The sequence below is a fragment of the Paenibacillus sp. NPDC056933 genome (assembly GCF_042674385.1).
Taxonomy (GTDB): Bacteria; Bacillota; Bacilli; order Paenibacillales; family Paenibacillaceae; genus Paenibacillus.
Map to the genome: position 1 here is coordinate 47591 of NZ_JBHUQN010000004.1, position 21719 is coordinate 69309.

At 47.5% G+C, this 21719-nt stretch carries 21 protein-coding genes; 8 read left to right on the plus strand and 13 right to left on the minus strand.

Annotation, left to right across the window (positions count from 1 at the left end; all coding sequences use genetic code 11):
- Nucleotides 1–410 precede the first annotated feature (410 nt).
- The gene (locus ACFTRD_RS24320; protein WP_379384543.1) at nt 411–2783 is read left to right on the plus strand and encodes an Ig-like domain-containing protein; all 2373 of its coding nucleotides are present in this window, start codon (nt 411–413) and stop codon (nt 2781–2783) included.
- 206 nt (nt 2784–2989) lie between these two features.
- Here ACFTRD_RS24320 and chrA read toward each other — a convergent pair whose 3' ends face one another.
- The 6 genes from chrA to ACFTRD_RS24350 form a co-directional block, all read right to left on the minus strand.
- Nucleotides 2990–3535, minus strand: coding sequence for a chromate efflux transporter ChrA (gene chrA, locus ACFTRD_RS24325; RefSeq protein WP_062322378.1), 546 nt, complete (start codon nt 3533–3535; stop codon nt 2990–2992).
- 3 nt (nt 3536–3538) lie between these two features.
- Entirely contained in the window at nt 3539–4126 is a 588-nt protein-coding gene (gene chrB / locus ACFTRD_RS24330; protein ID WP_379384545.1) for a chromate efflux transporter ChrB, read from the minus strand.
- Between the two features lie 11 nt (nt 4127–4137).
- Nucleotides 4138–4632, minus strand: coding sequence for a chromate efflux transcriptional regulator ChrS (chrS, locus tag ACFTRD_RS24335; RefSeq protein WP_192262543.1), 495 nt, complete (start codon nt 4630–4632; stop codon nt 4138–4140).
- 321 nt (nt 4633–4953) lie between these two features.
- Complete coding sequence (locus tag ACFTRD_RS24340; RefSeq protein WP_379384547.1) at nt 4954–6066, minus strand: PAS domain-containing sensor histidine kinase; 1113 nt, start codon at nt 6064–6066, stop codon at nt 4954–4956.
- Nucleotides 6059–6709 carry a response regulator gene (locus ACFTRD_RS24345; RefSeq protein WP_379384549.1) on the minus strand — a complete coding sequence of 217 codons (651 nt, stop codon included), beginning with the start codon at nt 6707–6709 and terminating at the stop codon, nt 6059–6061. The genes ACFTRD_RS24340 and ACFTRD_RS24345 overlap by 8 nt, the downstream gene beginning before the upstream one ends.
- 160 nt (nt 6710–6869) lie before the next feature.
- The gene (locus tag ACFTRD_RS24350; protein WP_379384550.1) at nt 6870–7301 is read right to left on the minus strand and encodes a GAF domain-containing protein; all 432 of its coding nucleotides are present in this window, start codon (nt 7299–7301) and stop codon (nt 6870–6872) included.
- 376 nt (nt 7302–7677) lie between these two features.
- Here ACFTRD_RS24350 and ACFTRD_RS24355 point away from each other — a divergent pair, with 376 nt between their 5' ends.
- Nucleotides 7678–8454, plus strand: a complete 777-nt coding sequence (locus ACFTRD_RS24355; RefSeq protein ID WP_228469040.1) for a Crp/Fnr family transcriptional regulator — start codon at nt 7678–7680, stop codon at nt 8452–8454.
- 173 nt (nt 8455–8627) lie between these two features.
- On the opposite strand, the gene ACFTRD_RS24360 is transcribed toward ACFTRD_RS24355, so the two are convergent.
- The 3 genes from ACFTRD_RS24360 to ACFTRD_RS24370 all read right to left on the minus strand — a co-directional run bounded on the left by ACFTRD_RS24360 (nt 8628) and on the right by ACFTRD_RS24370 (nt 9847).
- On the minus strand, nt 8628–9158 hold the full coding sequence (locus tag ACFTRD_RS24360) for a GNAT family N-acetyltransferase (RefSeq protein WP_379384553.1): 531 nt from the start codon (nt 9156–9158) through the stop codon (nt 8628–8630).
- 95 nt (nt 9159–9253) lie between these two features.
- The gene (locus ACFTRD_RS24365; RefSeq protein WP_379384555.1) at nt 9254–9400 is read right to left on the minus strand and encodes a hypothetical protein; all 147 of its coding nucleotides are present in this window, start codon (nt 9398–9400) and stop codon (nt 9254–9256) included.
- Nucleotides 9401–9553: 153 nt separating this feature from the next.
- Entirely contained in the window at nt 9554–9847 is a 294-nt protein-coding gene (locus ACFTRD_RS24370) for a hypothetical protein (protein ID WP_379384557.1), read from the minus strand.
- A gap of 219 nt (nt 9848–10066) precedes the next feature.
- Here ACFTRD_RS24370 and ACFTRD_RS24375 point away from each other — a divergent pair, with 219 nt between their 5' ends.
- The 3 genes from ACFTRD_RS24375 (at nt 10067) to ACFTRD_RS24385 (ending at nt 13653) form a co-directional block, all read left to right on the plus strand.
- Nucleotides 10067–11572, plus strand: coding sequence for a DUF6359 domain-containing protein (locus ACFTRD_RS24375; RefSeq protein WP_379385228.1), 1506 nt, complete (start codon nt 10067–10069; stop codon nt 11570–11572).
- Between the two features lie 143 nt (nt 11573–11715).
- Nucleotides 11716–12345, plus strand: a complete 630-nt coding sequence (gene cdaS / locus ACFTRD_RS24380; RefSeq protein WP_379384559.1) for a sporulation-specific diadenylate cyclase CdaS — start codon at nt 11716–11718, stop codon at nt 12343–12345.
- Between the two features lie 201 nt (nt 12346–12546).
- Entirely contained in the window at nt 12547–13653 is a 1107-nt protein-coding gene (locus ACFTRD_RS24385; RefSeq protein WP_379384561.1) for a Glu/Leu/Phe/Val family dehydrogenase, read from the plus strand.
- A gap of 405 nt (nt 13654–14058) precedes the next feature.
- Here the strand turns inward: ACFTRD_RS24385 and ACFTRD_RS24390 are convergent, their stop codons facing one another.
- Complete coding sequence (locus ACFTRD_RS24390; RefSeq protein WP_379384563.1) at nt 14059–14922, minus strand: LysR family transcriptional regulator; 864 nt, start codon at nt 14920–14922, stop codon at nt 14059–14061.
- Between the two features lie 220 nt (nt 14923–15142).
- Between ACFTRD_RS24390 and ACFTRD_RS24395 the strand changes: the two genes are divergently transcribed.
- Nucleotides 15143–16186, plus strand: coding sequence for an oxidoreductase (locus ACFTRD_RS24395; RefSeq protein WP_379384565.1), 1044 nt, complete (start codon nt 15143–15145; stop codon nt 16184–16186).
- Between the two features lie 218 nt (nt 16187–16404).
- On the opposite strand, the gene ACFTRD_RS24400 is transcribed toward ACFTRD_RS24395, so the two are convergent.
- Both ACFTRD_RS24400 and ACFTRD_RS24405 read right to left on the minus strand, forming a co-directional pair.
- Entirely contained in the window at nt 16405–17691 is a 1287-nt protein-coding gene (locus ACFTRD_RS24400; RefSeq protein ID WP_379384567.1) for an MFS transporter, read from the minus strand.
- 66 nt (nt 17692–17757) lie between these two features.
- Nucleotides 17758–18999 carry an ATP-grasp domain-containing protein gene (locus ACFTRD_RS24405; RefSeq protein ID WP_379384569.1) on the minus strand — a complete coding sequence of 414 codons (1242 nt, stop codon included), beginning with the start codon at nt 18997–18999 and terminating at the stop codon, nt 17758–17760.
- Nucleotides 19000–19205: 206 nt separating this feature from the next.
- Here ACFTRD_RS24405 and ACFTRD_RS24410 point away from each other — a divergent pair, with 206 nt between their 5' ends.
- Both ACFTRD_RS24410 and ACFTRD_RS24415 read left to right on the plus strand, forming a co-directional pair.
- Complete coding sequence (locus ACFTRD_RS24410) at nt 19206–19769, plus strand: type 2 periplasmic-binding domain-containing protein (protein WP_379384570.1); 564 nt, start codon at nt 19206–19208, stop codon at nt 19767–19769.
- Nucleotides 19766–20176 (plus strand): DUF2000 family protein, encoded by a 411-nt coding sequence (locus ACFTRD_RS24415; RefSeq protein WP_379384572.1) that lies wholly within the window; start codon nt 19766–19768, stop codon nt 20174–20176. The genes ACFTRD_RS24410 and ACFTRD_RS24415 overlap by 4 nt, the downstream gene beginning before the upstream one ends.
- 73 nt (nt 20177–20249) lie before the next feature.
- Here the strand turns inward: ACFTRD_RS24415 and ACFTRD_RS24420 are convergent, their stop codons facing one another.
- Entirely contained in the window at nt 20250–21455 is a 1206-nt protein-coding gene (locus ACFTRD_RS24420) for an MFS transporter (protein WP_379384574.1), read from the minus strand.
- Nucleotides 21456–21719 lie beyond the last annotated feature (264 nt).

The following is a 21719-nucleotide window of genomic DNA, read 5'->3' on the forward strand; positions in this document are numbered from 1 at the left end:
GGAACTTCACACACAGCACCACCGGATAGTGTATATGCGCGGGCCTGAGTATGCCATTTGCCTTACAACGGTACAACTGTCCGAGTGTGCCTGCCTCCATGTTGGAATTCACATTCCTTTGTTGGAGGCGGAGCACACTTCAGTATAAAGATTACAGATCGTTAGACTAGATGCTGTATTTTCTGACCAAAGGAGTCATTGGGGTCCTCCGATCATATGAAATGCAATTCAATATAGTGGCTATACATAGATTATGCGGAATAAATGCGGGTATGAATCGATTAAAATCAGCCAGATAGCGGAACAGATTTCCACTATTTTTCCTGAAAATGACCTGAAAGTCTAAACATCTGGAAAGAACTTGCCGACATTAAACCTAAGAAATAAATGAAAAGAATCGGAGGGAAATGATGTTAAAGCCAAGATTGACCAAGTACATGGTGATGATGCTGGTATTGGTGCTGAGTATTTCCAACGTAGGCTTGGCCGCTGCGGCAGATAAAGAACTGTCCAAAATTGTAGTTTCCAAAAATGAGTTGTCGCTCGAAGTGGGTGATTCCAGTTCGGTCACGGTGACAGGAGTATATACCGATAATACATCGGCAAACGTAACGATCAGTTCATCCTGGAGTAGCAGTGATACTTCGATAGCGACTGTATATAATGGTGCCATTACTGCCAAAAAGGAAGGGACAGCAACCATTACAATTTCGTATCTGACTCAGAGTCAGACGGTTCAGGTGAATGTAACCAAAAAGGTCAAAGCCCTGTCCAAAAACGTGCAGTCGCTGGACTTGCGTACAGGAGATAGCAAAGACATTATTTTGACGGCAACCTACAGTGATAACACGACGAATGCCGAAGCCTCCAAAGTTGCCGAGTGGTCATCCGATGACGAGAAAGTGGCAACGGTTGTGAATGGTAAAGTGACGGGACAGAGTGCCGGTACGGCCGTTATTACAGGTAAAGTAGGCAGCCAAAGTGTGACTGTGGATGTGAACGTTGAGGTTGTTAAACGTGTGGATGTAGACAAGAAAACAGTCAATCTGTTATTGAACAAAAGCGAAAGTGTGAAATTGACAGCCACCTATCCAGATGGCACAACCAAAGATGTAACGGATCTGGCCGAGTGGACGTCAAGTAACGAAAAAGTAGCAGATGTGTTAAAAGGTGAGATCACAGGATACTCGGCAGGTTCTGCCAAGATCACAGCCAAATATGGAACGAAGTCCGTATCCGTAGATGTGGATGTCGATCTGACAAGCAAACTGAGTGTGGAGAAACAGAGCATTTTCTTCCGTCTAAGCGAGTCCAGCAAAACAGCAAATGTAGTGTTAACTGCCTCTTACCCGAACAGCGCTGATGTGAATGTAACGGATCAAGCGACATGGACATCCAGCAATGAGAAGGTAGCGACAGTATTCAAGGGACAAGTTACAGCGATTGGCGCGGGTTCTACAACAATCAAGGCAGCGTATAGCGGCAAAACAGTGGAAATCGCTGTCGATGTGGATACGGCAAGATACCTGGATATTGCGGGTATCGATGATAAACTGTCCATGAGTGTTACGGGTGATAACAAAACCAAGAAACTGGTAACTAATGCTGAATATATTGACGGAAGCAAAGAAGACGTAACCTCCAAAGCAACATGGACGTCCAGCAATGCGGATGTTGTATATGTATCTGGCGGTGAACTGATTGCATATAAATCGGGAACAGCTACGATCACTGCGGCATACGGCGGCAAAACCGTCAAATTTACAGTGAATGTGGACGTACCGGACAAGTATGAAATGGACAAGAAAAAAGCCTCGGTAGCTGTTAAGGGTACATTGTCTGTAAAAGTGCTGGCTGTCTACGGTGATACGTCCAAAGATGTATCCGAAGATGCAGCGTGGAGCAGCAGCAGTGAGAAAATCGCTGAAGTGGACAGCAAGGGTATTGTAACGGGTATTGCAACAGGTAAAGTTACCATTACAGCGAAAATCGAAGGCAAAACATTAACTCTGCCTGTTGAAGTAGGCATGGCTAGTGGGCTTGAGGCGGACGTAAACTTTGTGGTGTTGTCCTCCAAGGAAACACAGCAAATTGTACTTACAGCAACGGATGAAGATGGTTTGTCCCAGGATGTATCCTCCGAAGCAACATGGAAATCAAGCAATTCACGTGTAGCAGATGTGAAAAAAGGGATTATTACTGCGGTCGGCAGCGGTAAAGCCAACATTACGGCTGAATATGGTTCCAAGAAAGTGACCATTCAGGTTGAAGTGGATGTCATTTCACGTATTGAAGCATCCGAGCCGGTGCTTTCCCTGAAATCAGGGGATACCGCTGATCTTACGGTTACTGCGTATCTGAGCGATGGCAGTGAGCGTGATGTCACGGATAAAGCGGAATGGAAAACCAACAGTTACAAAGTAGCTCAGGTAACCAAAGGCAAAGTGAAAGCTACAGGTTCAGGCAAAGCGAAAATTACAGCCAAGTATGGCAGCAAGTCTGTAACCATTGCTGTAGATGTAGATATGCTGAAATATTTGCAAACCGATAAAGTAACCCTCACCATGAAGCCTGGGGACAAAGTAACGGTCGTTGCCACGGCAACTTATGTGGATGGCAGTGAAGAGAACGTATCCAAACCGGCGCTATGGAAATCTTCCCGTATTGCGACAGCATCGGTGAAGGATGGTATTATCCAGGCCAACGGTAAAGGAAAAGCGACGATTACCGTGTCTTATGCAGGTGTGAAAACCAAAGTAACTGTAGTTGTTGAAGCGAAGTAATATCTTCAAGTAAGCAGGTAAAACTAGCAATTTTATGTACGGTGATGACAGCTTAAATGCTGGCATCACCGTTTTTTTTTATTGGAATAGCATTCATCCCTTGAATAGGGGAAAAACGCCCCAGAACTTGTGCATACCTTCGCAAATTGCAAAGAATGTACATCAACGTTGTTCCAGGCCGTTCCTCGAATGTGATGACGGATGAATTACATCGTGTGAGACAGAACCAGCGCACCGTATGCAAAAGCAATGACAATTAAAATAGCGGGATGCAGCTTGGTTTTTGTCATGACCCATAATGAGATCCCTGCAATAATCAGTGTCTGCCAGATACCGATGGAATCGGTGGATACCTGACCGAACTCCCAGGTAAGCAGAATCATGAGTACAGCGATTACTGGCTGTACGAGCAAGGTCATGCCCTTCACCTTGGGTGAAGTACGATGCTTGTTCAGCAAACGGAGCAGGAGGATCAGTGCAGCGGCTGAGGGCACAATCGTGGCAAAACTGGCAATGAATGCGCCAAACCAGCCAGCCACCTGATAGCCAACAAATGCCGCAATTTTGGTCGCGATCGGACCGGGAAGTGCATTGCCGATGGCGAGTACATCACCAAATTGTTCGGTGGTCATCCACTTGTAGTGGTTCACCACTTCTTCCTGCATTAACGGGATGGAGGCAGGGCCGCCCCCATATCCCAGGATGTTGGCTACAAAAAATCCCCAAAACAATTCCCACCATGTCTGAAGCATCGCTTAGGACACCCCCTTGTCGGAATTGCCCCTGGATTTAAAACGCTGGACCATATCCAGATGAAAGACGCCATATCCGAGGAAGACGGCAATCACAATACCGGGGTGAATGTCCAGCAGCTGCAATAGCACAAACGCAAGGACACCGAACAGGGTGGCAAAGGTCGAGCCGAGTCCCTTCCATGCTTTCTTGGCGAATTCGTAAGCCATCATGCCGAGCATGACGAAAATGACCGGGCGTACGGCTGCGACCATGCCTGCTACGACTTTAGATTCGCGCAGTGCGTACATGGAACCAAGGAGCGCAATGATGGCAATGCTCGTTGGCAAAATGTGGGCCAGTACAGACACAATAGCGCCCAGCACGCCCTTGGTTTTATACCCGAGATACGCGGCCATCTTGGTCGCGATGGGACCAGGCAGGGCATTGGCAATGGCCAAAATCTCACCAAACTCCTCATCGCTGACCCACTTATAACGGGTAACGGCTTCGTAACGGATCAGTGGAATAACCGAAGGGCCGCCCCCATATCCCAAAACTCCGGTTCGTACCATTCCAATGACGAGACCGTTGTAATCTCTCCAACTCATGCTGTTTCCTCCTAGAGTCTCATGCCCATTCGGCTTTTATATCGTTTTAACAACAGCTGTGACTCTACCTTGACGATGCCCGGCATCTTGTAGAGCTTTTCCAGCAGGAACTGCTCCATCTCTTCCATATCTGCAAAAATACCATGCATGTGCAGGGTACTGGGGCCTGTCATATGATAGAGGCTGGTCACCGCTGGCTCTTCGTCCAGTTTAGCGGCCACTTCGTCCAGAAATAGCGGTTCTACATCGACATTAAAAAAAGCAGAGACCTGGAGTCCGACCTTGCCCGGATTGATGACCACGGTGAATCGTTCAATAATTCCCTTTTCGGATAAAGCATTAATGCGGGCCTGAACGGCCACACGTGACAAGCCAATCTGCGTACCCAGATCGGTGTAGGATATCCGGCTATTCTGATGAAGCGCGGCAATGATTTTGCGATCCATCTCGTCCAGATTGTACATTTGCGGAATTTCTCCACCCTTGGAGGAGCGTTTCTCTGACATGGTTAACCATCCTTTTCTTTCACTATATAGAATGAGGTATTACGATTGAAGATACATACAATTGGTATGTGGCATTCATATTCTAATGACGAATCGTAATGGGAGTCAATAGATTTATCGTGAATGTTGAATTTATCTGATTCCAAGCTTTCATTTTGTCATTTAAGCCAAACGGATACGAGGAACGAAAGTGGGCTGCAGACTTGAATTGAAAAAAAGACTACTCACGAGTACCTCCGTAAGCAGTCTTTTTGCAGGGATGCTGAAGTCTATAATGGCAACACGACGAGCGGGGGATTCAGTTTCCCGTACATCATCAAGTTAATGAACAGATTTGGGTAGGCAAAGGGTAACGACAGTTCCTTCCCCTGGCTCCGAAGAGATGGTTAGTGTACCTCCGGCTCCGCGGGCTCGCTCCTCCATACTGAATAGACCAACACCGTTACCAGCCGTCGCACTGTTGAACCCTGCGCCGTGGTCCTCGATTTTCACAACGGTGGTCTCTTCCGAATCTTCCACCGTCACAAGGGCTTCTGACACATCGGCATACTTGGCCACATTGGTTAACGCCTCCTGAATAATACGGTACATGGCGATCTCCCGATTCATATCCAGTCGTTTTCGCAGGTTGCATTCCAATTCCACTTCAATTCCATAATGGCGGGTGTAGTTCTCAATGTAGGTACGAATGGCGGGAACAACGCCCAGATCATCCAGTACAGACGGCCTGAGCTCCCAAGCCATGCCGCGTACATCCTCCATAATGCCCGTCACCTGTTTCCGCAGTGCCTCTACACCAGGTTGAGGCTGGTCCGCCAGCAGCCGATCCATCTGAATAACGAGGGAGAAGAGGCTCTGCCCAATGCCGTCATGCAGCTCGCGGGAAATGCGACGCCGTTCCTCTTCCTGAATATTCATCACTTGGGTCATCATCGTCTGCAACTCGCCTTCAACCTGTTTCAGCTTGGTGACCTCACTCCGTACTGCCAAATATTGATAAGGCTCTCCATCATTATCGAGGAAGGGTACTATGGTGGTATTCACCCAATAATGGCTGCCATCCTTGGCGCGATTACGGATCTCTCCATTCCAGACTCGTCCGGAAGAGATGGTTTCCCACAACGTTTTCATAAAATGTTTGCCGTGATAACCGGAATTAATGATCCGGTGATCCTGACCAATTAATTCTTCCCGATTATATTGTGAGATTTCGCAAAATTTATCGTTCACGTACTGGATCTTTCCTTTACGATCCGTGAGGGCAACAATGGACGACTCATCCAGGGCAAACTTCAGGTCACTAAGCTGATGCAGAGAACCTTTCAGCCTGCTGCGGAATTCTGTATCCGTAATGTGACCGTCAATATCCTTCAGTAACTGACGCACAGGCTGATCAGCAAATCCGCTAAGTCTGTTTTCGCGTGTGCTACTCAAAGTTTAACAACCCCTTTTTCATTGCAAACTTCACCAATTCCGGTCGGGTACGCAGGCCGAGCTTCTCCATCAGATTGCTCTTGTGAGATTCGACCGTTTTGACACTGATGACCAGATGTTCAGCAATTTCCTTGTTGGCATATCCTTTGGCGATCCAGGACAATATCTCTTTCTCCCGCTCGGATAACGTGTCATAGGGTCCGGCGTTCTCCTGCTTGGCTTTGTCTAAATATTCACTCATCAGCCGCTTGGTCGCACTTGGGTACAGATAGGCGCTTCCCTCTGCTACGGAGCGAATAGCGGCGAGCAATTCTTCGTGCGGCGCGCTCTTAAGGATATATCCTGAAGCTCCCGCGTGGATGGCGCGGAACAGATATTCTTCATCATCATGCATGGTCAGTATCAAAATGGAGACATCCGGCATCAATTTCTTCAATTCAGCGGTAGCTGTCAAGCCGTCCTTGCCTGGCGGCATGCTGAAATCCATCAGGACCACATCGGGGTTCAATTCTTGTGCCTTGGCAATAGCTTCGTCTCCATCTGCCGCGTCTCCAACAATATGAATATCATTCTTTCCGTCGAGCAGGGCGATCAGCCCGGAGCGTACGACAACATGGTCGTCGACAACTAATAATTGAATCACATCATCTTCCTCCTGTCCGCTTCAACCATTCTTTCTTTATCATACCAAAAAAGAAAGCCATTCAGAGGTTAATCTCTGAATGGCTTAGATTCATTGTAAAAAGTCCTGCTACTTCCATATGGAAATAACAAGACTTCTTAGAGTTTTACAGAAGATATCTTTATCCATATACTTTCGATTCCAACTGTATAGCAACCTGCTCGGCCTGCCGGATTTTCTCCGGTGAGAAGGTGCAAGGCAGTCTGCTGCCAACGAGCAGAATGGCGCCAGGCACACTTCCATCCTGAAACACAGGGACCGCTACGGCACAAACCAGCCGCTCTGCCAGCATTAGCGGGCATCTGCCAGGTGTATGTTCTCCGGTGGATTGTACATCAGTCAGAACGGTTCGCCCGGTTCGGAGCGCTGTGCCTACCAAATCTTGTCCTGGACGCATTTCCATGCGTTTCACCCGTTCGTTGCTGGCACCGGAGGTATACTTCCAACGCAGCATCGTCCCGGACAGACAAGCCAGTCCACAAAAATCGCTTGAGGTGTTCAGGCGCAGGCTGTCGATTACCTCCTGAATGCCAGATGGCAGTTCATCATGCATGAGAGGACACTTCCTTTTTGGGATCATACGGTACGTTACGTTCTAATCCATATCATTATCCTGTGGTCAGGGAACATCTTAATATAAGGGTATTACGCTGTTGTTTCTATTGTAGCCTCTTTCCCTCGCATTGTAATTCAGGGAAAACCCCTATTTCCGTTCTGCAATTTGCTGATCCTGTGTATAAACAGGCCCTCAGGCCAGCAATGCCAAGGTTTTTTTCGATTAAGGAGTCGTAGAGGGAGCTCATAAGTGTGACTTATCTCACAGCAAATTCAGGGAGTTTCCCGCTCAGGTTCAGGTAATCCCCCGATAACCCCCAAGCTATATTCGCGGTATGATAGATACATAAGGAACACCGAGGGGGACGATGGTAATGAGTACGGTATTCACAGAAAGAACAACCCAGGCGGCACAACAAGAACAGACGGAGGCGAGCAAGATGACACGAGAAACAGGTGGAATCCTTTCGTTTGTTACAGCTGAACAGTGGGGGTTGATCGAGGCCAAGATGCAACCGAAACGGGTAAAGTCGGGGTACAGTCTCTTTCTGGAAGGTGATGAAGCCGGATATCTGTACTACATTCGCTCGGGAAGAGTGAAGCTGACCAAGTCGACCGAGGACGGCAAAGAAATCATTTTGTCGATTCAGCAAACCGGGGATCTGATCGGAGAGTTTGGCGGCATCGGCGGATTGACCCATAGCTATAGTGCCGAGATGTCAGGCAAAGGGGAGTTGGGGATCATCTCGCTCAGTGATTTGGAAAGCGTGCTGAGCAAACATGGTGATCTTGCCTTGAAATTCCTGCAATGGATGGCGCTTGCCCAGCGTATAACCCAGTCAAGGTTCCGTGACCTGCTGCTCTACGGCAAGGCAGGGGCGCTCGCATCGACGCTGATTCGCGCCAGCAACTCGTACGGCAGAGTGACACCGGATGGCATCGTGCTGGACATGAAGCTGAATCATACCGAGTTATCAGAGATGATTGGTGCAACGCGTGAGAGTGTGACGCGTATGTTGGGAGCCTGGAAAGAACAGGGGACGCTGGACACCATGGACGGGAAATTGATGATTCGGGACCTGGCAGCCTTGCGCTGTATGTGCGGATGTCCCACATTTCCAAGCTGCCCGGTAGAGCTGTGCCGATTGTAATGAAAGCAAGTTGAATAGGGAAGGAAACACCTTCGATGGCGATTGGGGTCGTTACGGAGAAATCAAAAGCTGACGTCCGATTTACTCGGGGTCAGCTTTTTTGGCGTGGTTAACATTTATATGATAGACCCTACAGGTAAAAAAATATTGGAAGCAATCATGCCGAGGGGCATTCACTCACCTGCATATTCCTTTGCAAGAATGGAATATAGACACGAATCATGATATTTCCCTTTGTAAAACCAATGCTCTCGCATCAGACCTTCACGCCGCATGCCAATCTTCTGCATTACCTTCTCGGAAGCCTTGTTATTCGGGCGGCATTTCGCATAAATACGATGTACGCCGAGTGTGTTAAATCCAAAACCAAGCATTGCTCGGGCTGCTTCGGCAGCATATCCTTTTCCCTGGTAAATTGGATTAAGAACATAACCGATCTCTGCGTTCGTATTCTCCATATGGAGGCCAACACCGCCGATCAGGAGGCCCTCCTTTTTCAAGCATATCGCCAGTTCAAAGCCCTCTCGTGGTTGTGTTTGCTGTAAATTCAGTACATATTCCACATAAGCCCGCGTATCTTCTTCCGTATTCGGTCCCCATGCGGTATGCTGCGTAACCTCTGTCATGGATGTGTAGGTATGTATACGTTCCTGGTCTGTCTCCCGAATATCCCGGATGATGAGTCGTTCGGTCTCCAATTGCATAGCTATTCCCTCCTAATAAAACAAAAATAGCCCATTAACCGATTCATGTAAAGAATGGGTTATTGGGCTATCTACATATAGTGATGTTATTGTGATTATTTACATTTAACTGCGGGATAAGTATAAGCGAGCTTGCGGATAATTTCCTTTTGCCATTTCGTATCACCCAGATTGGTAGCCAGGTTCAGAAGATCCAAGTAATCGTCGAGCTGCAGATCAGCCTTTTGCAGAGTTGTATTCATTTGATGTTCGTTCCCCTTTATCTATAAAATCGTTAAGTCATGTACAGTAAACAGAAGATGAGAGACAAGCTCAATAATGATAATCATTATCATAGTTATATGTTCATTATGCAACGAACGATGGCAAAATGCAATGCTAAGGCTCGAATGAATTTAACTTTTTTTCGAAAAAAGGCTCATCCACAATACATAGGGAATGTACACCCCTAGATATGCGGAAGGATAAAGGAACCACCCATTCAGCAGGAAATGGTGAATTTCTGTGGTGAATGTCGTCATATGGGCGTTTGTAGCATATACGTCGCCTGCAATGACAGTGGCCGCACTATAAAAGCAGAGCAGGGCAAGTACATGGAAAATGCGGGTCACCACCCGGGAACGAAGCGCAACAAAAGCCATAATAAGTGGAACAATCAGCAGGAGCAGAAGAAATAGAAGCTTCATCATACAGGTCTCCTTTGGGATACTTTTGTTAACCAGTATGGGCAAGTCATGGAAGTTCCAAAAGTTTTTTCAAACATTTTACAAAAAGAAAGAGGAATTCATCATATGAAGGATTAAATTAAAGGAGATAACCCATTATCAGGTAATTATGAGGAGGAGAAGGGACGTATGAAGAAAGCGATATGGCAGCATTGGATCGGGGCATTCCTGGTCTTTATCCTGATGGCAACGGCATTGCTGGGGCCTGGTTCACAAAGTCCGGTACAGGCGGCTGCACCACTTACGGTATCGCAGGCCATTGCTGCCCAGAGTGGTGGCGGAACGGCAACGGTAGAGGGATATATTGTTGGACATGCTACCGGTTCGCTTACAGCCAAGTTTACATCTCCTTATGCCAATGACTTCAACGTCCTGATTGCAGATTCTGCGACAGAGAAGACCAACGCGAAACTGCTGGATGTTCAGATCCCTGCGTCGTACCGTTCACAATACGGACTGGCTTCCAATCCGAATCTCGTGGGGCAGAAGATTATCGTAACCGGAACACTTGGTGCATACAACAGTTATGCCGGGGTTAAGAATCCTACCTCAATTGCACTCTCCTCTGGAACAACCAATCCTGATCCTGATCCAGGCACGACGCTGCCGGATGGTACAGGGAAGAAAGTATTGTTCGACAACACGCACGCTCAGACAGCAGGGGCTGCGGACTGGATCATTGATGGGGCATTTTCGGACTTTGCCAATGGTCTGCGGAACGCAGGCTTTACCGTGGATCAGCTGGAACGCAGCATCCCGTATACATTCGGTGAGCAAGCGATCACCTTTAATAAATTGAAAGATTATGATGTCTTCGTTATTGGCGAAGCCAACGTACCTTTCAAAGCGACAGAGCAGGCTGCGCTGCTGCAATATGTACAGAATGGCGGCAGTGTCTTCTTCATCTCCGACCACTATAACGCAGACCGGAACAAAAACCGCTGGGATTCCTCCGAAGTGTTCAACGGCTATCGTCGTGGTGCATTCCTGAATCCAGCCAAAGGCATGTCGTCGGCAGAAGCCGAATCTCCAGCCATGCAAAGCGTAACCAGTTCCGACTGGCTGGCATCCAATTTCGGCATTCGATTTCGCTATAATGCACTCGGTGACGTGAATGCAACGGATATCGTTGCACCTTCGCAGTCGTTTGGCATTACAACGGGTGTGAGCGCTGTAGCCATGCACGCAGGTTCCACGCTTGCCATCATTGATCCGAACAAAGCCAAAGGTCTGGTGTACGTGCCTAGCGGGGTATCCAAATGGGGCAACGCGGTCGATCAGGGCGTATACAATGGCGGCGGACGGGCTGAAGGTGCCTACGCAGCAATCGCCAAGGTAGGAGCGGGTAAAGCGGCATTTATCGGTGATTCCTCACCTGTAGAGGATGCCACTCCGAAATATCTCCGCGAAGAGACAGGCGCTTCCAAAACAACGTATGATGGATTTAAAGAAGTGAACGATGGTGTATTTCTTGTGAATACCGTGAAGTGGCTGGCTGTGAAGGAGAGCTACACCAGTCTGGCGCAGGTGTCTGGACTGACATTGGATACGCCGACCAGTCTGCTTGCTACGGAAGCTCCTGCTTCTTCCACTGAGCCAAAAACGGAGCCATGGGCTGTACCGGCTGCCGGATACAAATGGTATGATCCTACAACGTTCAAGCCAGGTTCGTACGGCAAAGCACAATAAGATAAGCATAAAGTGAATATACGGATAACCGGCCTGTCTGCAGCAATTGCGGACAGGCCTTATTTTGCATAAATGCCTGGAACAGAGGGAAACGTATGGGTAATTATGAATGTTAAGCGAGATGCACAGGAAGGGAGGAAGTCATGATGAATCGGCAAGCAGATTGCGACAGTTCATCCATGAGACAGAAACTCAAAGGGGATCTTCATCGTGTGGCAGACCGAATGAATCTGACGCTGTCCCGCTTTGACAATGACAGTGTGTGTCTGCTGGGCCAATTCGCGGAGATTCGGGCTGAGATCAAGCAGATCGAAGTCCTTGCTTCCTCCTTTTATCTGGATTGTTACCTGTCTCCCTTTACCGAGAAATTTGCCGAGCTGACTGCCAGTGTTCAGCATTTGTCTGATCGCAGATATGGTGCCCTCATCGTGATCGAACGGGAAGTGCCGCTTGACCAGATGATTCATTCCGGGGTTGCGGTTGATGCCAAGGTCACGCATGCGCTGCTGGAATCACTGTTTATTCCAGGGGCACCATTGCATGACGGGGCTGTGCTGATCCGTGGCAATCAGATTGTATCCGCGGGCAATGTACTGCCCTTGTCGCAGGCGGTTGCACAAGAGCGGAAGATCGGCACACGGCACAGGGCTGCGCTGGGATTGAGTGAACTAACAGATGCCGTTGTGCTGGTCGTCTCGGAAGAGTCCGGTCAGGCTTCATTCGCCGTGGGTGGGGAGCTGCATCCGATTAACGTGGTTGAAACCTTGCCATAGAATACATGCCGACCGTCGCGTATACACGGATTCCATGATGGAGTAATTGAACCTTTTTCTCTGTGAGGAGAGAAAGGTCTTTTTGTCACATCATAGAGGTGATTTAGCACAAACTTGATATTCATGGGTACAATAGAGGATGGAAGATCAGCAGAATTATGCGAATCGATTGTAAAAATGGTTGGAGGAGACGGTTAACACATGAGTTGGTTTGAAGCAATGGAGCATCATGATTATGAGCAACTGGTACTGTGCCAGGATAAGGCTTCTGGACTAAAAGCTATTATTGCTATTCACGATACAACACTCGGCCCTGCGTTGGGAGGCACACGGATGTGGACCTATGCTTCGGAGGAAGCAGCCATTAAAGATGCATTACGCCTTGCCCGGGGAATGACATATAAACATGCTGTATCCGGACTGAACCTGGGCGGAGGCAAAGCGGTTATTATCGGCGATCCGCGCCGTGACAAAAGTGAAGCAATGTTCCGGGCTTTCGGGCGATATATCCAGGGACTGAACGGGCGTTATGTGACCGCAGAGGATGTGGGAACAACGGAAGAAGACATGAATCTGATCTATCAGGAGACCGACTATGTCACAGGCATATCACCAAGCTACGGATCATCCGGTAATCCATCTCCTGCAACAGCGTGGGGTGTATTTCGAGGAATGAAGGCCGCTGCAAAGGAAGCATTCGGTACGGACTTGCTGGAAGGCAAAACCGTGGCTGTTCAGGGTGTGGGTAACGTGGCGATGCGTCTATGCAAATATCTGTACGAGGAAGGTGCGCATCTAATCGTTACCGATATTCACAAGGATTCTGTGAAGCAGGCTGTAGATCAATTCGGTGCAAAGGCTGTAGACCCTGCCGACATTACTGGAGTAGATTGTGATGTTTATGCCCCGTGTGCCCTGGGTGGTACGATTAATGACGATACGCTGAAACAGCTCAAATCCAAGGTCGTGGCAGGTTGTGCCAACAACCAGCTGCTGGAGCCTCGTCATGGTGACAAGCTGCATGAGATGGGGATCGTATACGCACCCGACTATGTTATTAATGCCGGTGGCGTAATCAATATCGCGGATGAGCTGAACGGCTACAATGCGGATCGTGCTTGGAGTAAGGTCGGGGAGATCTATAATAATCTGGAGAACATCTTCAAAACGTCTCGGACCGAAGGTATCGCAACCTATATTGCCGCAGATCGGCTGGCTGAACGCCGAATTGAACGGATGAAGAATACGCGCAGTACATTTCTTCAGAATGGTCATCACGCGCTGAGTTCCCGGAGATTGCGCGGGTAAACGGTGAGGATTTATTAAGAAAATATCACACAGTTCGAAGGCGGGCATCCATAGTGGATACCTGCCTTCTTTTCTTTGGTTTACGAGTTTATTTCAAGGCATTTATCATGTGGCTCTGCTAATATTAAAAATGAATTACAACCAGAGAGGAATGAAATGCATGCTTGTACTAGCGACAGTTGTTGCTGTAATTACAGGAATCATCTCCATGTTCCATATTCTAGCCGGGTTAAGGGATTTAGGGGAAGGCATGAGGCTATTGGTCAACATCTCAGAACTGCTATTTTTCCTGTCCCTACTGTTCATTTTAGTGAAGTATAAGAAAAATAAATCAAATTGATTTTTTGGGAAATGTTCGATCAACTGAGCTCATACAAGCATCTATGGGATAAACGCAATGTTATTTCAAAATGTAATGCACTTCTGATTCAGCAGCTTCACAAATCGGTCCAGCGCGCTGCTGACATATCGATCTTCCCCCCGGACAAAGGTCGTTGTGGTATGTGTGAATCGTTCAGCCAGATCATGCACGGAAAACGCATCTGGTTTCTTGTGAATCACGCTGCACGGCATAATGGTAAAAGCAATCCCCGATTCAACACAGCTAAGCAGGTTTTCCATTGTGCTGACTTCAATCATGTTGCGAGCGGACAATCCCTCTTCTTGCAAAAATTCCTCCGTAATTTCACGGTATGGACAGCCCTGCGGGAACACAACCCACGATACCTGACACAGGCTTTCGGGTGGTGTGTCCATTTGTTTGGAGATGATATGCACTGTGTCCTGCATTTCATATTCCACTTTCAGTCCCTCTTTCACACAGGCGCCACTAATAAAGGCACCATCAATCTCATATTCCTGTATTTTCTTGCGCAGTACTTTGGGTGAAGTGGCATTAACAAGTGAGATAGAAACCTCGGGATAGGTCACCTGGTATTCATTGAGAATCTCCATGAAACGGCTGGAAGCCGCCGTCTCCACAATTCCGATTTTCAGTGCGCCGGAAGGCTCCCCCGGATCCGTCATATCCTGGTGCAAATCGTTTAACAGGTCACGAATACGTGTCGCATACTGGACAAATCGTTCTCCCTTGGAAGTTAGCACCACCCCTTTGGGAAAACGGTTGAACAGCTGCACCTGATATTCCTGTTCCAGCTTTTTGATGCGTGTGGTGACATTGGATTGTGCGTAATTCAGTTCTTTGGCGGCCTGCGAGATTTTGCCTGACCGTGCTACTGCGAGAATAATATCGATATCCGAGAGTTCCATGGCTCTGACCTCCTGATTGTATGGTTAGCTCTATACAAGAGTTGCAATGAGATAATGAAGTATTGGAGTTTGAGGTATCTCTGTGGGAGATACATCTATATATTTCAATCATTTTACGATATACAGATGCCAGCTTACAATATCGTTATCAACAGCGCATTTTACAGAGCAATGGAATGATGCAAAATGCCGACAAGGAGAAGGAGTTGTGATGAATAACATGTCTACATTATTGAGTCCAGTGACGATCAACGAATGGCATTTGAGAAACAGGGTGGTGATGGCACCTCTTACCAGAGGGTTTGCCAATGATCGGGATGGAACAGTGACCGAGGAGATGGTGGCTTATTATGAGCGACGTGCCCGAGATGGCGTGGGACTGATCATTACAGAAGGTATCATCCCTTCGCTGGCGGGCAAAGGAACCTATGGTATCCCCGGATTATATACATCAGAACAGACTGAATCATGGAAAAAGGTAACGAATGCCGTCCATAAACACGGAGGTACCATTATCGCCCAGCTGTGGCATGTGGGCAGACTGTCTCACTCTGATCTGATCGGTATCCCGCCATTGGCCCCTTCAAGTATTCAGGCCCAAGGAAGAGTCCACAAATTGCATAAGCCATATCAGATGCCTCAAGCGATGAGTGTGCGGGATATCCAGGCTACCATTGAACAATTTCAAACGGCTGCCCGTAATGCAGTATTGGCCGGATTCGATGGGATTGAGCTTCATGCCGCGCATGGTTATCTGATGGATCAATTTATTAATGAGAAGACGAATCACAGAACGGATGAATACGGAGGCGATATCCAGGGGAGATTGCGTTTTCTTCGGGAGATCATCGTTGCAGTGAAAAAAGAAATCAGTGTGGATCGCATATCGGTACGCTTTTCCGAGAAAAAAGATGATGACCCGTCCTATGTCTGGGCAGACAAGGCTGGCATGATTGATGCATACCTGAACCTGTTCCGTGAGACAGGCATAAGCATTCTACACCCTTCCACAGAGAGATACACCAGAACGTGGGAAGGAGAACAAACTTTTCACCAGAGTATTCGGAGCCAATGGGATGGAATCATCATTGGTGTGGGTAATCTGGATGTTCAGACCGCGAAGCTGGCTGTGACGGATCGGATCATTGATTTGGCTGCGTTCGGCAGACCGTTTATCGCCAATCCCGATCTGGTGCAAAAATTGCATACGGGTCAGCGGCTGGTTGAGTATGATGCGAAAGCACATCTGTCTGTTTTAGTGTGAACATGAAGAAGAAAGGCGAGGAGGTTGTCCCGGAAGTTCGTTAGGGGGGTAGACCTGTGGAGAATGGAGCGAATAGCGTGTGCTCAGTTCACAAGATAGTAATAACGCTAAAAAAGGGAAAGCCCCGTCATGTTCATGACTTATGGGACATCCCTCTGCTTTTTGTTTGCCTACGAAAAGGATGGTATACAAAGCTGTCTGTTTTTCGGTACTGATGTTCAGACGCTCTTTGAGTGATCCAGCAGCTCCATTTCGCTTTTCCTGGTTGAGCTTTTTTCGATATACCCGAGAAGAATCATGCACAATGCATAGACCAGACTGAAGGCCAGAATAATGATCCATACACTCTTCATATCCATGTTTTTGATGAAAATGCCAGTCAAATATGGACTAAGTGTATAACCCAGACAACCTACGAATAGCAGTAAGCCGTTAAACCGTCCCTGATGTGTGTCGGGTACACGCGAAGCAATATACAGATTGATATTGGTCTGCACCAGGATCTCTCCAATCGTCCAGAGTACCGTTGAGATAGCTACGATGATGAATAGGGAGGAGTAACCCAACAGGTTCAAGACACCGAATCCGATTCCATAGAAAAGAGCGCCTATGGCAATGGAATTCAGGGCAGTCAATTTGCGTGTAGCGGACAGGATCAAGGTGGTTAGAATGATGACGCTGATGGCATTAATGGTCATGACTGAGCCGTAATAAGCTGCTCCATTCTCCCCATACGATTGATTCATCTGGAGCGGCAGGCTAAATGAGTACTGCATATAGATAAAATAGTTAAGGAATGACACGACGATGAAGAAGGCAACGAGCGGATTTTTCATCAGCAGTTTGAATAACGGTGAAGTCGGTTGGCTCGATAGGGGTTGCTGCTGTTGTTGTACAGAATGTAGACTGCCTGTTGATGCCAATTCCTTACGAGTGCTGACCCTGACCTGGTTGATGATGATGAAGGTGGATATCAGAAACACGGTGCCGATACTCACAAAGACGATGTTGACGTGGTCCTTGATGAAAAAACCGGCGATCAGTGGTCCGATGGCTATACCCAGATTAGCCCCCAGATACATAAGGGAGAAGGCGGATTTTCGCTCTTTTTCCTCCGGGCACAGTTGAATAATTAATGCATTATAAGCAGGGCGGGTAATACTGATGAAGAACATGACTGCAATCAGAAAATAACCAACGGTAATCGTGTCTGACCAAAAGGAGCAGCTTATAATCATGAGGGCAGACAATGATTGCCCGATGATAATAATTGTTTTTTTGCCCATAAGATCGCTTAAATAGCCGCCAAGAAGTACACCGGGCCCGCTAATCAGGGCTGCCATGGATACAAAGATCCCTGCACTGACCACATTCATTCCCATCTGTAAAGTAAGTACCAAGGTAATAAGGGAGAATACAAAATCCCCCATGCTGTTAATCGTCCTGGCTAGACAGAGGTAATAGATATCGCGGCTTAAACCCGCGTATGTTTTGAATAAAGACAATAATTTCAACCCTCCCCAGATAACCGTCACTCCGGACAAAAAAGCGGTAAGGCTCTTCCGTACATCTTATACGGTTTCGGCAACCGTCACTTCAATCTTGAAGCGATCGTACATATCCAGCAGAGTTTGACGCAATCCCTCGAACGAATCCCCCTCCACGATGGCATACCCTGATCGGGTCATGGTATCGTTTACGTCCCCGGCACGTTGCCCCACTTGATAGGATACATTGAATTCAATGATGCCAGGGATATCCTCATAATCCTCTATCCCGGATATGCGTTGAATCACTCCTGCGCGTGAAGGGAAGCAGATCATGCCTGTGAATTTATGGCTCGTCTCCTGTTGGTGAAATTCATATCTTCCGACTTCCAGATCGGTAACTGCTTCGAAGAAATCAACGCCATGCGTGTTCTTGATACAAGGAGGCATAACATGCGATCCCCCGATTCTTGCCCCGATTTCTCCAAAGACCACTTCTCCTTCTGGAGTTAGAAATAGCTCGGCATGTGTTACGGAATGATTGATACCCAGGGCAGCAATGACCTGTTCATTGAGTGCTTTGATGTGATGGATAAAATCGGCTTCCGTGCTTTCAGGGAACGTAATGCTGGCCGGAGGCTTCTGATTGGTCGCAATATCCAGGCAGTTATACAGGTATTGGGAAACGGATGAAAATACAACCTTGCCCTTGGACACTATGGAATCACAGTGAAATTCCGTACCATGGATAAATTCCTCCAGCAAGTCCCTTTGCTGTGCTTGTCTTGTATGGCGGAGATAATGTACCAGCTCATCCATGCTGGACAATTTGAACGTATTGATACTTCCATACCCGCTGAGGGGCTTCACGATAATGGGGAATCCGTGTACAGCAGTAAAACGAATGTAATCTTGTTCATGTAGAGCAATTGCAATTTCGGATGTCCGAATACCGCGTTGATGCAGCATTTGTTTCATGATCCATTTGTTGCGGACAGCTTCAGCCTGATTGCGCTGCATACCGGGGATGCCGAATTCGGAGCGGAGCTGCCCGCCAATCTCAATGGCATTTTCGCCCGGAGTTAACAAAGCTGAGATGAAATGGGATTCACGGATTTGAATCAGATGCTCCCGGATGGCATCCACGGATTCCAGATGATCGACATATCTAATTTCATCAAAGAAGTCCTTGAGCACCTCATCATGATGCAAATTATGCCGTTCAATAATCAGAATTTTCTTGTAATCAGCCAATTTCTGCAAAGGTTTAACGAAGTTTAATCCAGTAGGCAGCCTGAAATCAGATATGTATACAATCGTTTTCATATATCCTCCTCAATGAAATACTAAAAATAGAAAAAATTCATTTCCTAACATTATAGCTCAATATTTTCCATTTTCAATATACTTTTTGGCGAGAAATATGAACGGAAATACATATTTGTGTTACGTTAAAGTGTTAATTGACAATAGGGATTTTTTGGTATACGATCTTTAGCGGATTAGAAATAAAAAGGAGGAAATAGAAATAAATGGAGATTACCAAAGAGAAATATGCCGTACTGGGAACATTGGGAGACGATGAAGGATTCCTGACTTGCAGCATGCATATCGCGAAGAAGCTGGGCAACTCTGAACGAATCAAGCCATACCCCGAATTTGAAGCAGCTGCGGAAGATTTGAAATCAGGGGTAATTTCCTGCCTGCTGGTCCCCGGGGCGTATCCCAAGCTCAACAGCTTCATCATGGATTCTGAATTAGTGGTGTCCGAGAGCTTTGTAGAGAAGATTCCTGCGCTGGTTCTATCCGGCTTCGATGCTGTATGTCCCGAGCAGATCGACATCATTTATCATCATCCAGCGACTACATACTTGTTATCTGAACTTGATACAATCTATAGAGAGAGCAGAACCGTATCGTCCAACCCTGAAGCCTGCAGAAAGGTCATGCACAACAAGGAAAAGTCGATTGCGCTCACGAATCAGCTCTGCGCTGAACATTACGGGCTCGTGACCTATAAGGTATTGCGCGAGGGGATCAACATGCCTTGGGTATGTTTTACCAAAAATACACAGAGGGTGAATGCAGTCATATGAAAAGAATAGCTATTATACTGGACAAAAATCTGGAACCTGGCGCCGCAGCGAATGTGGCTGCCCTGTTGATGGGACAAGCAGCCCTGAATGAGCCGGGCTTATACTCTGATCAACCTGTACTGGATCGCAGCGGCGTTCAGCATGCAGGTATCCAGTACAGTACGGTCATTCTGAAGGCAGGAGAGAATCAACTGATTAACCTGGTCAAATCCTGCTCGGATGACAGCAGGGGAGTGAGCCATGTTGTTTTTTCACAGACAGGCCAATCGCTCAACAATGCCTTTGAACAATATGCGAGTGAGATTGCTTCGATGGAATTGGAAGCCACCAAAGTGGTAGGGGTCATTGTGTGGGGAGAAGATGAAGCGGTTCGGGCAATAACCAAGAAGTTCAGTGTCATGAAGTAGGTGCGAAAATAACAAAAAGGGCAGAAGCTGATCCTAGAGATCATTCTGCCCTTTTTTACATATGAAAGGATGGTTATGGGTTGCTGACGACGGCAGCTTTCTTTTCTGTTAAGTAATATACGAGTGCCAGCAGGGGCATCACCAGACCAATCAGTGTGGTGAGACTCCAACCCCCATGCGCATAAGACCAGCTGCCGAGAGATGATCCAATCGCGCCCCCGATAAAGAAGATCGACATGAAAATCCCGTTTACCCGTCCTCTTGCTTCACTTAAGGAATAAATGATGCGCTGTCCCAGTACCAGATTGCCCGATACCGCCATATCCAGCGTGATGGCGACGATCACAAGCAGAATAAGAGTGGCGGTAGAGTGACCCTGGAACAGATATGCGAGCCCAAAGGATGCAGCGGCAATCACCATAGCGAGTCCGGTCAATATGCGGGTTAGGCCTTTATCCGCCCATCTTCCGGCAATCGGTGCTGCAACGGCGCCTCCGACACCAGCCAGTGCAAACCAGGCAATTCCTTGCTGGGACATGCCATACTCATTGGCGAGCTGCATGGGAACGGTGGTCCAGAAGAGGCTAAAGGCACCAAACAGACTGGCCTGATAGAGGGCTCGGCGGCGGAGCATGGGAAATGTTTTCAACAGGGAACCTAATGACAGGATTAATTGTCCGTACTTCATCGCAGGTTGTGGCCGACGCTCAGGAAGTGCGCGGGACAGAAGCAGTGCGAGCAACGCAATCACAACCGCAGAGAAAATGAAAACAGCCTGCCAACTGAATGCGTCTGTTATAAAACTTGCGACAGGCCGAGCCAGCATGATGCCCAGCAGCAGACCACTCATCACATTGCCGACCACCCGTCCGCGCTGCTCCTCAGAAGTGAGGTAGGTGGCATAGGGGACCAGAATTTGCGCAACGACGGAACCGATCCCGATGACGAGGGACGCACCCAGAAATAATACGGCATGAGAAGAGAAGGCGGCGGCAATCAATGCAACGACCAGAATGATGAGGAAAAAAGTGACCAGCCGTTTATTCTCCAGAATGTCACTGAGCGGTACGATGAACAGCAAGCCAATAACATAACCGATCTGTGTTAACGTCACAATCAGTCCGGCAGCAGCAGAGGAAAGCCCTGTTGTAATGCTGATCGGCCCTATAACCGTCTGAGCATAATACAGGTTTGCCGCAAGTAGCCCGCATGCCGCGGCCAAAAGTAAAATCAACCAGCTTGGAACCGGGTTTGTCTTCACATCGTTTTGCAAATGCATGATTATCATCCTCCAATATTTTATGTTATTGATCCTTAGTGCCGTAATGGCCACTCATCACCATGACCAGTCGTCGTCCAAACCTTCGTGACACTTTTGTGGATTCACTAATTACTAAACGGTTCGTTTAGTAATTACAAACATATAATAAACTAAACGTTTAGTATTGTAAATAGGCATAGGCATTTTTTTTGAGTATCAAAGAGAGGTAAGATTGAAATTGGTTAATGTATCGGTCTTTTAGTATAATGAACGTACAGTTTT

Bases quoted from the DNA above. Each gene is read 5' to 3' on its own strand.
- ACFTRD_RS24405 (WP_379384569.1), bottom strand. From the start codon at position 18,999: ATGAAAACGATTGTATACATATCTGATTTCAGGCTGCCTACTGGATTA.
- ACFTRD_RS24375 (WP_379385228.1), top strand. From the start codon at position 10,067: ATGGCAACGGCATTGCTGGGGCCTGGTTCACAAAGTCCGGTACAGGCG.
- chrB (WP_379384545.1), bottom strand. From the start codon at position 4,126: ATGAGTTGGAGAGATTACAACGGTCTCGTCATTGGAATGGTACGAACC.
- ACFTRD_RS24390 (WP_379384563.1), bottom strand. From the start codon at position 14,922: ATGGAACTCTCGGATATCGATATTATTCTCGCAGTAGCACGGTCAGGC.
- ACFTRD_RS24415 (WP_379384572.1), top strand. From the start codon at position 19,766: ATGAAAAGAATAGCTATTATACTGGACAAAAATCTGGAACCTGGCGCC.
- ACFTRD_RS24420 (WP_379384574.1), bottom strand. From the start codon at position 21,455: ATGCATTTGCAAAACGATGTGAAGACAAACCCGGTTCCAAGCTGGTTG.
- ACFTRD_RS24395 (WP_379384565.1), top strand. From the start codon at position 15,143: ATGTCTACATTATTGAGTCCAGTGACGATCAACGAATGGCATTTGAGA.
- ACFTRD_RS24365 (WP_379384555.1), bottom strand. From the start codon at position 9,400: ATGAATACAACTCTGCAAAAGGCTGATCTGCAGCTCGACGATTACTTG.
- ACFTRD_RS24360 (WP_379384553.1), bottom strand. From the start codon at position 9,158: ATGCAATTGGAGACCGAACGACTCATCATCCGGGATATTCGGGAGACA.
- ACFTRD_RS24355 (WP_228469040.1), top strand. From the start codon at position 7,678: ATGAGTACGGTATTCACAGAAAGAACAACCCAGGCGGCACAACAAGAA.
- chrA (WP_062322378.1), bottom strand. From the start codon at position 3,535: ATGCTTCAGACATGGTGGGAATTGTTTTGGGGATTTTTTGTAGCCAAC.
- ACFTRD_RS24370 (WP_379384557.1), bottom strand. From the start codon at position 9,847: ATGATGAAGCTTCTATTTCTTCTGCTCCTGCTGATTGTTCCACTTATT.
- ACFTRD_RS24320 (WP_379384543.1), top strand. From the start codon at position 411: ATGTTAAAGCCAAGATTGACCAAGTACATGGTGATGATGCTGGTATTG.
- chrS (WP_192262543.1), bottom strand. From the start codon at position 4,632: ATGTCAGAGAAACGCTCCTCCAAGGGTGGAGAAATTCCGCAAATGTAC.
- cdaS (WP_379384559.1), top strand. From the start codon at position 11,716: ATGATGAATCGGCAAGCAGATTGCGACAGTTCATCCATGAGACAGAAA.
- ACFTRD_RS24350 (WP_379384550.1), bottom strand. From the start codon at position 7,301: ATGCATGATGAACTGCCATCTGGCATTCAGGAGGTAATCGACAGCCTG.
- ACFTRD_RS24385 (WP_379384561.1), top strand. From the start codon at position 12,547: ATGAGTTGGTTTGAAGCAATGGAGCATCATGATTATGAGCAACTGGTA.
- ACFTRD_RS24410 (WP_379384570.1), top strand. From the start codon at position 19,206: ATGGAGATTACCAAAGAGAAATATGCCGTACTGGGAACATTGGGAGAC.